Below are 13,041 nucleotides of genomic sequence, written 5' to 3' on the forward strand. Positions count from 1 at the left end.
GGATTATTTACTTTGTTTATAGCTATTTAATTAACTTAAAAAACTATCTTAATAAATATTATCTATCGACACCAAACATTTATCTGGAACATTCATTTATAATACTCAAATCATCATAACTCATTATATAATAACAATTTTATTGAATATAAAACACGGAAACTGACAGTGTGATTTTACGTGAGTTTTGTTTTTCCTATAAAGTAATTACACAACTGTTCACTTTTTAGGTGATATTTTTTGTAAAAAATATTCAGGATTCTATACCGTCTAAAAATTAAAAAAGTCACAAGAGAGAGTCAATTTTAATTGTTCTGTAGCATAATTTGCATATTTAAAATATATAAAACAAAAAGTTAAATAATTTGGACAGATTTTTTAAGGTTTTTTGAAGATTATTTTAATGATGAGACGTAAACAACTCGCATTTTTCTTCAATGTAGCTATTTTATAATTCAGTTAGCCCAACCACGTTTTGTGAGCAATAATAAAACAGATATGGTGATAAGAAAAGCGTTTAAAACCTAATAGTAAGAATGGAATTTTATATATAAATGATTGATTTTATTTAAAACAAGTATAAAATAAAGCATTTAAATAAAATTAGTGGCTTTTTAATGAAATATAGCAAAGCATAAGTGTGTAAAGGTTTTTATATCCCTTGGCTGGGACATCATTTTTTTGAAATATTCATAAAATAAACAATAATATGAGGCGTACTGATGAAAATCAAATCGTTATTAATCATTGTAGTGTTAGTTGTTATTGGGGCATTTATCTATTTTACAAGTTATAATGGCATCCAAACGAAGGACGAAAACGTGGCTGCAGCGTGGTCTGAAGTACTCAATCAATATAAACGTCGGACTGATTTAGTTCCTAATTTAGTTAATACCGTAAAAGGTTATGCCATACACGAAAAAAACGTTTTAACCCAAGTAACTGAAGCTAGAGCAAAAGTCGGATCGATTCAGATTAATGCTGATCAGCTAACCGACACAGCTTTATTCTCAAAATTCCAACAAGCACAATCAGAATTGAGTTCAGCATTAAGTCGCTTAATTGCAGTCAGTGAAAGCTATCCAGACCTAAAAGCTAACACCCTGTATCAAGATTTAATGAGTCAGCTTGAAGGTACTGAAAATCGTATCACTGTTGCGCGCGGGCGATATATCGAAGCAGTGCAAACATTTAATATCTATATCCGTAAGTTACCGACTAAATGGGTTGCTGATAGCTTAGGAAAACAACCAAAACAACAATTTACGGTTGACGATGAAAAGCAAATGTCTAATCCACCCGCAGTAGATTTTGGTTAATTATTATCGTGAAAAGATATTTTCTATATAGTGTATTATTTATGATCAGTTGGTTCAGTTATGGGCTGACTGACATCCCCCAATTTTCCCATCGAGTCATTGACACGACCAAAACCTTAACTGACTCACAAAAAAACGCATTAGAAGCAAGCTTAATTGACTTTGAAAAAACAAGATCAGATGGAGCACAAATAGCTGTTTTAATGATAACAAAACTTGACAACGAAACTGTGGAACACTACGCAAATAGAGTGTTTAACCAATGGGGAATTGGAAAAAAAGGGCAGGATAATGGCATCTTATTATTGATTGTAAAAGACGATAAACAGATGCGCATTGAGGTGGGGTATGGGCTTGAAGGCATTGTTACCGATTTGGTGGCGAGTCGTATTATTCGCGAACAATTAGCCCCACAATTTAAGCAAAATGACTATTATCAGGGTATTATTGATGCAATTTCGGTATTAAAAGGTGTCATAATAGGTAATGATGTTAATCTAGAGCGGCAAACCCAGAATAATCATAGAATTGGCTTAAGTGACATGTTAGATATGATGTTTAACTGGATTATTCAACAAAGCTGGAAAGTATTTTCTTTTTTTGTTTGTTTAGTCTTCACGGTTAAATTCGAAAAAAATGTATTTAAACGCACTATCATCACATCACTATCAAATAGTTTGTTTATCCTTATTGTAATTTGGTGTGTTCACGGTTTTAGTTATTTATATATGACCGATGTAGTTTTTATTTTGGGTATAAACTATGTGTTTGCTAACTTGTTATTCATAGCTATCAGTAGTAAAAAAGGCATAACAAGAATTAGTAGCAGGAGTGGCAGTAGCAGTCGATCCTCATATAGCCATTCTAGCAGAAGTTCCCTAGGCGGAGGTGGGGGCCGCAGTGGCGGCGGTGGCGCTTCCGGCAGTTGGTAAATTAATTAACAAAAATTAAATGCAATACAGACAATAAATAGTTATTTATTGTTAATTGAAAAGGCAAAATTTTATTCACAATTGTTAATCATAGGTATGAAATCTAATGAAAAGATATTTTCTAGTTAGCTTATTGTTAATGTTCAGTTGGTTCAGTTATGGGATGACTGACATCCCCCAATTTTCTCATCGTGTCATTGACACGACCAAAACCTTAACTGAATCACAAAAAAACGCATTAGAAGCAAGCTTAATTGACTTTGAAAAACCAAGATCAGATGGAGCACAAATAGCTGTTTTAATGATAGCAAAACTTGACAACGAAACCGTGGAACACTACGCAAATAGAGTGTTTAACCAATGGGGAATTGGAAAAAAAGGGCAGGATAATGGCATCTTATTATTGATTGTAAAAGACGATAAGCGGATGCGCATTGAGGTGGGGTATGGGCTTGAAGGCATTGTTACCGATTTAGTGGCGAGTCGTATTATTCGCGAACAATTAGCCCCACAATTTAAGCAAGGAAACTTTAACAATGGGATTAGTAACGCAATAGCTGCTTTAGCTGTCGCATTGACGACATCTCACCAAACAACCGAATCATTGCAATCGTTATCCCAAACGCAAATCTATAATAAGCAACAAGCCGATCTTGGGCAAATACCAACTAATCAAGATTTTTTTCCATATTTTTTTCTATTGATCATACTATCACCGCTTATTAGCATCGCTATTTCATGGTTTACCGCTAAACGTTTTGCTAAACGGGTTTTGGGTTCTGATTCGTTAAATAGTGTTTTTAGCGTACTTATTTATTATTTACTTACTAAAGATAGACGTTTTAAAACGAATAAATCTAGCCGATGGAATGACGATTATAATGACCGAGATCGTTCATCCAATAATAATTCAGACCGTTTTCGTGGTGGTGGTGGGGGCCGCAGTGGCGGCGGTGGCGCTTCCGGCAGTTGGTAAATTAATTAACAAAAATTAAATGCAATACAGACAATAAATAGTTATTTATTGTTAATTGAAAAGGCAAAATTTTATTCACAATTGTTAATCATAGGTATGAAATCTAATGAAAAGATGTTTTCTAGTTAGCTTATTGTTAATGTTCAGTTGGTTCAGTTATGGGCTGACTGACATCCCCCAATTTTCCCATCGAGTCATTGACACGACCAAAACCTTAACTGAATCACAAAAAAACGCATTAGAAGCAAGCTTAATTGACTTTGAAAAACCAAGATCAGATGGAGCACAAATAGCTGTTTTAATGCTCTCTAAACTTGATAATGAAACCGTAGAGCAATACGCAGATAGAGTCTTTATTCAATGGAAAATCGGTCGAAAAGGACAAGACAATGGTATTTTATTACTTATTGTTAAAGATGACAAACGCATGCGCATTGAAGTGGGCTATGGGCTTGAAGGAACTATTACCGACCTAGTTGCCAGTAAAATTATTCGTGAACAATTGGCACCACAGTTTCAGCAAAATAACTATTATCAAGGTATTGATAATGCCTTATCTGTGCTGAAACAAAAAATCGATAATCCTGCCCTGAAATGTGAAGATAATGAACAAGGCCTTAACCTTAACCTGTTATTTTCAGAAGATTTTACTTCTATGTTGAGTAAGTATGCGCTGGTGTCATTTCTTATTTGTTTTGTACTTGCCAAATTATTGTATCGTAAAGATAAAAGCAAACAATGTTTACGTACAGGTTTATTTAACGCATTATCTGTTACTGGATTCACCCTTTGGCATGTGCAATATATATTTGAGATAGCATTTTTGATGTATGTTATAATGTTTGTCGTATTTACTTTGAGTACCATGGTTAGCGGCTTTTTAACTCCCGGAGCTGGCGGAAGAGGAGGAAATAGTCGCGGAGGAAGTGGCGGTTTTGGTGGTTCTAGCAGTGGCGGCGGCTTTAGCGGCGGCGGTGGAGGCCGCAGTGGTGGCGGTGGTGCCTCAGGTAGCTGGTAATATAATTAATCCCACCAAAAACATTAAATATCAATGGTTAAAAATCAGTCAGAAAGAGCATTGGTTTTATTGAATTTTTTTTGATTGATTTTTAGGCGTTTTAATAGAAGTGTAAATGGATTTTTCTTGTCTATCTTAGATTGAACGTTTTTAATGGAAAAATAAATTTAACTTATTTTATGATCTAACTCACAAAATTGAACATAAATTCAATTTGTAAATTATCAATTTAAGAATAATAACATCTGACTATTACTGTATTTAGCTCATCTTATAACAAATTTCCTGTTACTGCAGGAAAAAGTCTCTATCCACATTAAGTTTTATTTGCATTAGGCTTAAATCATCTAATCCCCCTTAGCAAAATAAGAGATCTGTATTAGTTATGACCGAAATACAATTTTGTATGATCGAAGATAGCCTTGATCCTGAACGTGTTACCGAACAAACCATTGACATTATTAATGGTTGGTTAGTTCAGCACCAAATTACCCAAAATGATATGCAAAAAGCAATGTTACTATCACATGTAAAAGCGATGGTAACACGTGCTAAAACCTTAGAAAAATTACCAGAAGTTGATCCAACTTTATTTGAGGAGCTGTCAGAAGAGTCCTTAGATCTAGCACGGAAAACAGTAAGCTTATTTAATAGTTTACCAATGGAAGAAGCTTATTTATTAGCGGTACATTATGAAGTGGCTAAAGCAAATTAAAACAAATACGAGATATTCTAAAATGAAAATTAAATAGGAGAAATATTATGACTGAAGTAGTTATTGTCATTGGCGATAGAATGGGAAAAGGGCAGAAAATCGCAGATGGCATTAATTCTGTGGAAGGATGCCGGGCAATTGTTATTCCTGGTATGGCAGCGGATATGAAATTGGGCGATGTGATGAATAAAGAAAATGCCGATTTAGGGCTTTCTTTTTGTGGTAGTGGAGGCGCTGGTGCGATTACAGCACAAAATAAATATGGTTATCCACAACGTCATGGTATGCGTTCTATCGAAGAAGGTGAAACGGCAATTAATGAGGGATGTAAAGTGCTAGGTTTTGGTTTTATGGATACACAAGAGCTTGGGGAACGTGTTGCCAAAGCGTTTTTGAGAAAATATCCACGTTGATAAGATGGAAGATCAGAATGAAAAAAAATCAACAGATGGTCGTAAAAGTAAAAGGTCATGGTGATTCTAAGCAAAGAGCATTTGCTACAGCGTTAAGCCAGGTTCAAAAAGAGGTGCTTAAAAATACACATAATATTATGTTACGTATTGAACCGATTGATATTCAGGTTGTATCAGCGATAGCAAAGATAACCACTGAACGGTTTTTGTTTGTTTTCTTACCAAGGAAAAAAACACTTTATGAAGTTACGCTCGACGTATCTGTTGATATCAGTTTTATTGATCTAAATGAAATTGAATTTAGCGCTAAATAACATAACGGAAAAGGAAAGTTATGGAAATTTTAATTATTGCATTGAAGTCTATTGTTATTGGTGGGCTTTGTGGTTTTGGAGTCGGTGTTGGTGCTGCTCGCATGTTTCATGCACCAACTTATCAAGGGATGGGGGCATTTCGCACTTTAGGTGAACTTAATTCTTGTGAAGGGGATCCTGCTGCGCATTTTTCTTTTGGCCTTGGATTTTTCTTTAATGCTTGGGCGTCATCGGTTGCGGCTGGATCTTTTACTCAAGATGTTGATCATCGCATTATTCCAAACTGGGGAGCAGCTTTGTTGATGGTAAAAAACCGTAATATTATCGAAACATTACATGACCCGAAAAAAATGGCATTTGTGTGCACAATTATTGGCGCGATTGTTGTGCTATTTTTGAACACCACAACTTCGGCAATCCCTGATTCGTTGAAAATTACAGCAACTAAAGTACTCGTACCAGCTGCTAATTTGCTTGTAGCAACTGTCATGCCTGTAATTTTTTGGTTAGCAGCGTTAGACGCAGGGCGAAGAAGTGGTTTTTGGGGAACACTATTTGGTGGGCTTGCACAGTTAATTATGGGCAATGCTGTACCTGGACTTGTATTAGGTATTTTGATAGGCAAAGGTGTGGATGATAGTGGTTGGAATCGTGTGATGAAGATTATGTTAGTTGCCATCATTATCCTATTTGTTATGAGTGGTTATTTCCGTGGCTTTGATATGAAGATGATTAACTCTTTTAGAGATGGTCTATCTTATTGGTTTAAATAGTATAGGGAAAAAGTTATGAATACAGGAACAACGATTAATAAAAGTTTTTGGTATGCCGATTGGTCATTCCCTATTATTTGTGGATTATTGTCTGCTGGGATTTTTGCAGGAACGCATACTTTTTATGTTTATGGTATTGGTGCATTTAATGAAATCGCTTTTGTCGCCATGCTTAAATCAGGAATGACAACTGGTGATTATGGTGCAGTGGCCGCTTTTGGTGCTAGCTTTTTGTTTGCACGTGTCATTGAAGGGTCGTTAGTTGGGATATTAGATATTGGTGGCGCCTTACAAACTGGTATTGGTTTAGGTGTTCCTGCACTGCTTTTAGCGGGAGGTTACACGTTACCTGTCGAAAACTTTGTTGCTGCATTGGCAACAGGTCTTGTTTTAGGGGGATTGATTGGGCTTATTATTATTCTTATTCGTAAATTTACGCTAAATAGTGGCGGCGGATCAACATTTGGTGCTGATGTTATGATGGGAGCCGGTAATGCATCAGGAAGATTTTTAGGTCCAATGATTATTTTATCGGCGATGGTTGCTTCTATTCCAATTGGTATTGGTTCATTACTTGGTGCGCTCATCTTTTATGTATGGAAAAAACCGATCACTGGTGGTGCTATTTTAGGCGCTATGATTTTTGGTGGAATCTTCCCAATTGTGTAATTTTAATACTCCTTTGTTATTGCCTAGATTAAGTGGGTTTGGATTTAATTATGTATGATTTAGTGATAAAAAAAGCCAAATTAATTGACGAATCGATCGTTGATATTGCCGTTCATTTAGGCAAGATTGTTGAGATTAGTAACAACATTACAGAACAATCACAACATGTTTTAGATCTGCAGGCTAAATATTACGTTAGTGCTGGGTGGATTGATTCTCATACCCATTGTTTTGCTCATTCACCTATTTATTACGATGAACCTGATTTTATCGGCGTTAAGTCTGGTGTTACTTCAGTTGTTGATGCCGGTAGTGTGGGAGCGCTTGATGTTGATGAATTTTATCAATTAGCGCAACAAGCTCATACTCACGTTTATTCTTTTTTAAATATTTCGAAAATAGGGCTAATACGACAAAGTGAACTTGCCGATATGAGTGATATTGATGTGTCTTTGTTTGATTCAATGCTGGACAAATATTCTAATTTTATTATTGGAATTAAAGTCAGAATGAGTCGTAGTGTTGTTGGTGAAAATGGCATATTACCATTGATTAAAGCTAAAGATATGCAAAAGAAAAGTGGGTTGCCATTAATGATTCATATTGGAAATAATCCTCCAGAACTTGATGATATTGCGGATTTATTAACAAAAGGAGATATTATTACTCACTGTTTTAATGGTAAGCCGAATCAAATTTTTGATAAACAAAATAATCTTCGCGATTCAATTAAACGAGCTATTAGGCGCGGTGTAATTTTAGATATTGGTCATGGTGGTGAAAGTTTTAGTTTTGCTGTCGCTGATAGGGCTAAATGCCTTGATATTTACCCAAATACAATTAGTTCTGATATCTATTTTAAGAATCGTATTCAAGGACCAGTATTTAGTTTAGCTAATGTTATGACTAAGTTTATTTGTTTAGGCTATAGCAGGAAAAGAATTATTGATAGTGTTACAAAAAATGCGGCACAAATTTTGCGTCTTAAAAATAAAGGAGAATTATCCATAGGTTATGATGCTGATCTCACTATTTTTGATATCAAACAAGAAATAGTTTCGTTATCAGATTCAGAAGGTGAAGTTCGTCAAAGTCATGAACAGTTTGTTCCTTTGGCATGTGTTGTAACTGCAAGTACAGAACATACTGTGCGTATTGAAATAACGGAAGAAGGTAGTAAAAATGGGCTTAGAATCTCAAACTGAAAAAGATATATATAGTAAATATCACTTAAAAAAAGTGATTAATGCTTCAGGTCGTATGACTATTTTAGGTGTATCAACACCAAGACCGGAAGTGGCACAGACTGTAGTTCATGGTTTAAATGAGTATTTTGAAATTAAAGACTTAGTCGATAAAACGGGACAATATATCGCTAAATTACTCAATGTGGAAAATGCGGTTGTTGTATCATGTGCTTCAGCGGGCATTGCTCAAGCCATTGCAGGAATAATTGTTAAGGATGACTATGATCTGCTATTTAATTTACATTCGTCAGATAAATATGTTCCTCGAGAAATTATTATCCCTAAAGGTCATAACGTTAATTTTGGTGCTCCGATTAGTACGATGGTTTCATTAGGCGGTGGTATTGTGGTTGAAGCTGGTTATGCTAATGAATGTAAACCAGAACATATCGAATCTTTAATTAATCCAGACACAGCGGCTATTTTATATGTTAAGTCTCATCATTGTGTGCAAAAAAGTATGTTATCAATTGCGCAAGCTGTTTGTATTGCCCAAAAACACAAAATTCCATTAATTGTCGATGCTGCAGCTGAAGAAGATTTGCAAACATATTATCAACAAGGCGCCGATTTGGTTATTTATAGCGGGGCAAAAGCGATTGAAGGACCAACAAGCGGTTTAGTTATTGGTCGTCAACAAGCAGTCGAATGGGTAAAACTCCAGTCTCAAGGTATTGGTCGACCAATGAAAGTTGGTAAAGAAGGTATTTTAGGGTTAACTAAAGCCATTGAACTTTATGTTACCAAACCAATGCATGAAACAGGACAACAAATGGTAACTAAAATGACACCATTTATTGAAAATTTAAATGTACTTGATGGAATATCAGCCAAAGTCGTTTGGGATGGTGCTGGTCGTGATATTGCACGAACAGAAATAGCATTTGATGCTACCGTGATAGGTAAAACGGCAATTGAAATGATTGAGCTGATGAAACAAGGCGAAATAGCAGTGTACTTCAGAGAATATAAAGCCAATGAAGGTAAAGTTGATGCCGATGTTCGTAGTGTTACATCAGCACAACTCGATATTGTTTACTGCAAAATTAAAAATATTATTCAAGGAGCAAAATAATGCAACTGACTCCCAATTATTATAATGATCGTGTTTGTTTAAATGTATTGGCTAATTCTATTGATAATGCTAAAGCTATTTATGAAGCGGCAAAAACACATGTTGTTGTCGGTGTTTTGTCTAAAAATTATCTAGATAATGCCTCAGCTATTGCCGATATGAAAAAATATGCTTTAGCGATCGATAATGCAATTTCAGTTGGGCTTGGTGCAGGTGATCCGAATCAGTCGATAATGGTTTCTGAAATTTCTGCTGTACTTCAACCACAACATGTTAATCAAGTGTTTACTGGTGTGGCAACAAGTAGAGCCTTGTTAGGGCAAAACGAAACAGTCGTTAACGGATTAGTTTCACCAACAGGTAAAGTTGGTTTAGTTAATATTGCAACAGGACCGCTAAGCTCTAAATCTCTAGCCACGAGTGTACCGGTTGAAACGGCAATTGCTTTATTGAAAGACATGGGCGGAAGCTCAATAAAATATTTTCCTATGGGGGGCTTAAAGCATCAAGATGAATTTGAATATGTGGCTAAGTGTTGTGCAGAAAATGATTTTTATCTAGAGCCTACTGGTGGTATCGATTTAGATAACTATGAGTCGATCTTAAAAATTGCTTTAGACTCGGGAGTGAAAAAGATCATTCCTCATATCTATAGTTCTATCATTGATAAAGTGACTGGCGAAACTCGAATCAGTGATGTAAAACAGTTGCTATCAATTACAAAAAAATTAGTAGGATAAGAAATGTTATCTAAAGTGCTTTTCTCTTATCAGCGATTAGTTTATCTATTTGATACGATAAAAAATGAGACACTACCTCAGCAAGAGTTAGCAAATCGTTTTTCTGTGTCTACACGAACAATTCGAACTGATATTTCAGCACTTAATGATATTTTACGCACTTATGGTGCTCAAGTTGAATATACCAAAAATATCGGTTATCAGCTTGTGGTATCTGATCCTAATTGTTATGCGACATTACCAATTACGCAACCAATAGAGCAGGTTCCAAGAACAAGTAAAGAGCGAGTTTCTGCTTTATTGATTGCTTTTTTAACTCAATCAAACTCTGTTAAATTAGATGATATTGCTGGAGAATGGTTTTTAAGTCGTAGTACTTTACAAAATGATGTTATTGAGGTTAAGCAATATTTAGATAAATATAATTTATCTATTGAAAATCGACCTTATTATGGGATGCGATTGGTGGGTGAAGAATCATCTATTCGAGCATGTTTAACTGATATTTTGTGGCGAGGCCATATGATCGAAGATACTATAACGGTAGATAGGCTTAGACAAACCATTTTGAATGATATCGATCTAAATTATCTTGAAAATATTTTACAAAACCAATTTGAACGTTTTGAATTAAAGCTAAATGCCGAAGGGCAAGGGTATTTACTTTATAGTTGTGCGGTTTGTATAACTAGAATTACTCAAGGATATGAACTCGTTGAATATCAAGTCGATAAAATAAATACGACTGTTATTAGTGCTGCTCGTGAAATTTCTGAAGGGTTTTCTTATTTTTTAGGCAGTGTACTTTCTGATGCCGAATTTAACTATTTATGCGTGCAAATTGCTTCCCGAACAATTATCGATTCGCCTAATCAAGCAAAAAGTTTGGCACTGGTTAATCATATTTTGTCTTATATAAATGATTCTTATCACTATAATTTATGGGATGATAAAAAATTATACCAGGATATGCTAATCCATATTTCTTCAATGTTATCAAGGATTAAATATCAAATTAGAACAACGAATCCTTTATTGCATCAAATTAAACAATATTATCCATTTGCGTACGATATTACGTTGTCTGCACTTAATAATACAGAAAAGTATACTGATTTTAAAATGACAGAAGATGAAATTAGCTATTTAGCAATTCACATTGGCGTGGCATTAGAGCGCAATTATAACGCAGGTCATGAAAGGTATGCTCAAATTTTATTAGTTAGTGAACTGGGTAATTCTACGCTAAGAATGATTGAGTCAAAAATTAAGCGAGACTTTCCTCATATTCAGATTAACCGTGTTCTTTCTTATAGAGAATATGAGCAACTTTTAGATATTGAAGAAGATTTTGTTGTATCAACCGTTCGCTTAACAGAAAAAAATAAACAAATAGTTAAAATTGCACCATTTCCTACACTTTATCAACTTGAACAGTTAGGAAGGCTTGCAATGGTCGATCGGACTATGCCATATATTATTGAGCGTTTTTTTGATGAAAAGTTTTTTCTGATTATCGATAAACCTGTTACACAAAAGGAGCTTTTAAAAAAAGTTTGCCAACGACTTGAGCAATCAGGTTATGTCGATGAAAATTTTTATCCTTCGGTGATTGAGCGCGAAGCAATTGTTTCAACATTATTAGGTGAAAATATCGCTATTCCCCATACTGTAGGTCTATTAGCAAAAAAAACAGTGGTAACAACGATTTTGGTACCGCAAGGTATTTCATGGAATAAAAATGAAATTGCACATGTTATTTTTTTGTTAGCAATTAGCAAAGATGAATATGAAGATGCAATGAAAATCTATAATTTATTTGTTAATTTCGTTAAAGAAAGAGCAACTAAACGTTTGTTAAATAGTAAAAATTTTGATAACTTTAGGGCCATTGTTAAAGATAGCTTTGGGCGACTATCATAATGTGCCTATAGATCATAAAAATGTACGGTTTAGATGGAACTGTTTTACAATAAAAAAATTACATAAATTTAAAAAGTATTAAAGTAATGCCCAACATTTAAATCAAATTATATTATGATCTAGCATTGACGAAAATCTTATTTAAAGGTAATATGCGCGCCTTATATATTGTGTTCTTTTCAAGAGACATAAGAATAACTTTAAGGTAGAATGCATATTCAATGCAAAATAAATTGCCATTAACAATTGACCCAATTAAAGCAGCACAAAAAAAGCTTGATTATGTTGGATATTATCCAATGCAAAGTGCGACAAGGGTTGAACGTCCAAAAAGTGATATTGAGTGTAGCTTATCTTTTTATTATGATGAGCAAAGGCTTTGTGTTATTGCAATTGATGCAAAAATCACGTTAGAGCAGATATGCCAACGTTGTTTTAAACCTTTTATCACAGAAGTTCATGTGATGAATAAATTTAGTCCTGTTAAGAGCGATGCTCAAGCAGAGACACTACCGGAACATTATGAACCTGTTCTTATGAACGAGTTTGGTGAAGTAGATATATTAGCGTTACTTGAGGACGAAATTATTCTCTCATTACCAATTGCGCCGGTACATGATAGTAAACACTGCGAAGTGTCAGAGGCTGATATGGTATTTGGTGATATTCCACTTGAAAATGAAAAACCAAATCCATTTGCAATTTTAGTTAGTTTAAAGAATAAGGGGTAATCCATGGCTGTTCAACAGAATCGTAAAACTCGTGCAAAACGTGGTATGCGTCGTTCTCATGATGCATTGACCGTTGCTAATATTTCAGTTGATGAATCAGGTAAAACACATTTACGTCATCACGTAACCGCTGATGGTTATTATCGTGGTCGTAAAGTAATTTCTAAATAATTACTCTAAAATTAGAAATTATTAG

Annotated in this window: 15 protein-coding genes; all 15 read left to right on the plus strand. The window is 34.7% G+C overall.

The window, feature by feature from the left end; all coding sequences use genetic code 11:
* Positions 1–722 precede the first annotated feature (722 nt).
* The 15 genes from GQ590_RS07940 to rpmF all read left to right on the plus strand — a co-directional run bounded on the left by GQ590_RS07940 (position 723) and on the right by rpmF (position 13,016).
* A complete protein-coding gene (locus tag GQ590_RS07940) occupies positions 723–1,319 on the plus strand; it encodes a LemA family protein (RefSeq protein ID WP_160408068.1) in 597 nt (198 codons plus the stop codon).
* A 41-nt stretch (positions 1,320–1,360) separates the two neighbouring features.
* Positions 1,361–2,251, plus strand: coding sequence for a YgcG family protein (locus GQ590_RS12285; protein WP_202112934.1), 891 nt, complete (start codon positions 1,361–1,363; stop codon positions 2,249–2,251).
* A 106-nt stretch (positions 2,252–2,357) separates the two neighbouring features.
* The gene (locus GQ590_RS07945) at positions 2,358–3,227 is read left to right on the plus strand and encodes a YgcG family protein (RefSeq protein WP_160408066.1); all 870 of its coding nucleotides are present in this window, start codon (positions 2,358–2,360) and stop codon (positions 3,225–3,227) included.
* Positions 3,228–3,333: 106 nt separating this feature from the next.
* Positions 3,334–4,245 (plus strand): YgcG family protein, encoded by a 912-nt coding sequence (locus tag GQ590_RS07950; protein ID WP_160408064.1) that lies wholly within the window; start codon positions 3,334–3,336, stop codon positions 4,243–4,245.
* A 385-nt stretch (positions 4,246–4,630) separates the two neighbouring features.
* Positions 4,631–4,960 carry a hypothetical protein gene (locus GQ590_RS07955; RefSeq protein WP_202112935.1) on the plus strand — a complete coding sequence of 110 codons (330 nt, stop codon included), beginning with the start codon at positions 4,631–4,633 and terminating at the stop codon, positions 4,958–4,960.
* Between the two features lie 47 nt (positions 4,961–5,007).
* Entirely contained in the window at positions 5,008–5,373 is a 366-nt protein-coding gene (locus GQ590_RS07960) for an SFCGS family glycine-rich protein (protein WP_160408062.1), read from the plus strand.
* A 17-nt stretch (positions 5,374–5,390) separates the two neighbouring features.
* Positions 5,391–5,687 (plus strand): DUF4312 family protein, encoded by a 297-nt coding sequence (locus tag GQ590_RS07965; RefSeq protein ID WP_160408060.1) that lies wholly within the window; start codon positions 5,391–5,393, stop codon positions 5,685–5,687.
* Between the two features lie 20 nt (positions 5,688–5,707).
* Positions 5,708–6,460, plus strand: coding sequence for a DUF4311 domain-containing protein (locus GQ590_RS07970; protein ID WP_160408057.1), 753 nt, complete (start codon positions 5,708–5,710; stop codon positions 6,458–6,460).
* A 15-nt stretch (positions 6,461–6,475) separates the two neighbouring features.
* Positions 6,476–7,129 (plus strand): DUF4310 family protein, encoded by a 654-nt coding sequence (locus GQ590_RS07975; protein ID WP_160408055.1) that lies wholly within the window; start codon positions 6,476–6,478, stop codon positions 7,127–7,129.
* 50 nt (positions 7,130–7,179) lie between these two features.
* The gene (locus GQ590_RS07980; protein WP_160408053.1) at positions 7,180–8,334 is read left to right on the plus strand and encodes an amidohydrolase/deacetylase family metallohydrolase; all 1,155 of its coding nucleotides are present in this window, start codon (positions 7,180–7,182) and stop codon (positions 8,332–8,334) included.
* Positions 8,312–9,451: a DgaE family pyridoxal phosphate-dependent ammonia lyase gene (locus GQ590_RS07985; RefSeq protein WP_160408051.1), complete on the plus strand. Its 1,140-nt coding sequence runs from the start codon at positions 8,312–8,314 to the stop codon at positions 9,449–9,451. The genes GQ590_RS07980 and GQ590_RS07985 overlap by 23 nt, the downstream gene beginning before the upstream one ends.
* Positions 9,451–10,191: a KDGP aldolase family protein gene (locus tag GQ590_RS07990; RefSeq protein WP_160408050.1), complete on the plus strand. Its 741-nt coding sequence runs from the start codon at positions 9,451–9,453 to the stop codon at positions 10,189–10,191. Before GQ590_RS07985 ends, GQ590_RS07990 begins: the two co-directional genes overlap by 1 nt.
* A 3-nt stretch (positions 10,192–10,194) precedes the next feature.
* Positions 10,195–12,114 carry a transcription antiterminator gene (locus GQ590_RS07995; RefSeq protein ID WP_160408048.1) on the plus strand — a complete coding sequence of 640 codons (1,920 nt, stop codon included), beginning with the start codon at positions 10,195–10,197 and terminating at the stop codon, positions 12,112–12,114.
* Between the two features lie 221 nt (positions 12,115–12,335).
* Positions 12,336–12,845 carry a 23S rRNA accumulation protein YceD gene (yceD, locus tag GQ590_RS08000; RefSeq protein ID WP_160408046.1) on the plus strand — a complete coding sequence of 170 codons (510 nt, stop codon included), beginning with the start codon at positions 12,336–12,338 and terminating at the stop codon, positions 12,843–12,845.
* A gap of 3 nt (positions 12,846–12,848) precedes the next feature.
* Positions 12,849–13,016 carry a 50S ribosomal protein L32 gene (gene rpmF, locus GQ590_RS08005; protein WP_025316508.1) on the plus strand — a complete coding sequence of 56 codons (168 nt, stop codon included), beginning with the start codon at positions 12,849–12,851 and terminating at the stop codon, positions 13,014–13,016.
* The last annotated feature ends 25 nt before the right edge of the window (positions 13,017–13,041 follow it).

It is taken from the genome of Gilliamella sp. Lep-s35, assembly GCF_009795845.1.
Classification (GTDB): domain Bacteria; phylum Pseudomonadota; class Gammaproteobacteria; order Enterobacterales; family Orbaceae; genus Gilliamella.

Excerpts from the sequence above, each read along its gene's own strand:
- GQ590_RS07940 (WP_160408068.1), top strand. The coding sequence starts at position 723 with ATGAAAATCAAATCGTTATTAATCATTGTAGTGTTAGTTGTTATTGGG.
- GQ590_RS12285 (WP_202112934.1), top strand. The coding sequence starts at position 1,361 with ATGATCAGTTGGTTCAGTTATGGGCTGACTGACATCCCCCAATTTTCC.
- GQ590_RS07945 (WP_160408066.1), top strand. The coding sequence starts at position 2,358 with ATGAAAAGATATTTTCTAGTTAGCTTATTGTTAATGTTCAGTTGGTTC.
- GQ590_RS07950 (WP_160408064.1), top strand. The coding sequence starts at position 3,334 with ATGAAAAGATGTTTTCTAGTTAGCTTATTGTTAATGTTCAGTTGGTTC.
- GQ590_RS07955 (WP_202112935.1), top strand. The coding sequence starts at position 4,631 with ATGACCGAAATACAATTTTGTATGATCGAAGATAGCCTTGATCCTGAA.
- GQ590_RS07960 (WP_160408062.1), top strand. The coding sequence starts at position 5,008 with ATGACTGAAGTAGTTATTGTCATTGGCGATAGAATGGGAAAAGGGCAG.
- GQ590_RS07965 (WP_160408060.1), top strand. The coding sequence starts at position 5,391 with ATGAAAAAAAATCAACAGATGGTCGTAAAAGTAAAAGGTCATGGTGAT.
- GQ590_RS07970 (WP_160408057.1), top strand. The coding sequence starts at position 5,708 with ATGGAAATTTTAATTATTGCATTGAAGTCTATTGTTATTGGTGGGCTT.
- GQ590_RS07975 (WP_160408055.1), top strand. The coding sequence starts at position 6,476 with ATGAATACAGGAACAACGATTAATAAAAGTTTTTGGTATGCCGATTGG.
- GQ590_RS07980 (WP_160408053.1), top strand. The coding sequence starts at position 7,180 with ATGTATGATTTAGTGATAAAAAAAGCCAAATTAATTGACGAATCGATC.
- GQ590_RS07985 (WP_160408051.1), top strand. The coding sequence starts at position 8,312 with ATGGGCTTAGAATCTCAAACTGAAAAAGATATATATAGTAAATATCAC.
- GQ590_RS07990 (WP_160408050.1), top strand. The coding sequence starts at position 9,451 with ATGCAACTGACTCCCAATTATTATAATGATCGTGTTTGTTTAAATGTA.
- GQ590_RS07995 (WP_160408048.1), top strand. The coding sequence starts at position 10,195 with ATGTTATCTAAAGTGCTTTTCTCTTATCAGCGATTAGTTTATCTATTT.
- yceD (WP_160408046.1), top strand. The coding sequence starts at position 12,336 with ATGCAAAATAAATTGCCATTAACAATTGACCCAATTAAAGCAGCACAA.
- rpmF (WP_025316508.1), top strand. The coding sequence starts at position 12,849 with ATGGCTGTTCAACAGAATCGTAAAACTCGTGCAAAACGTGGTATGCGT.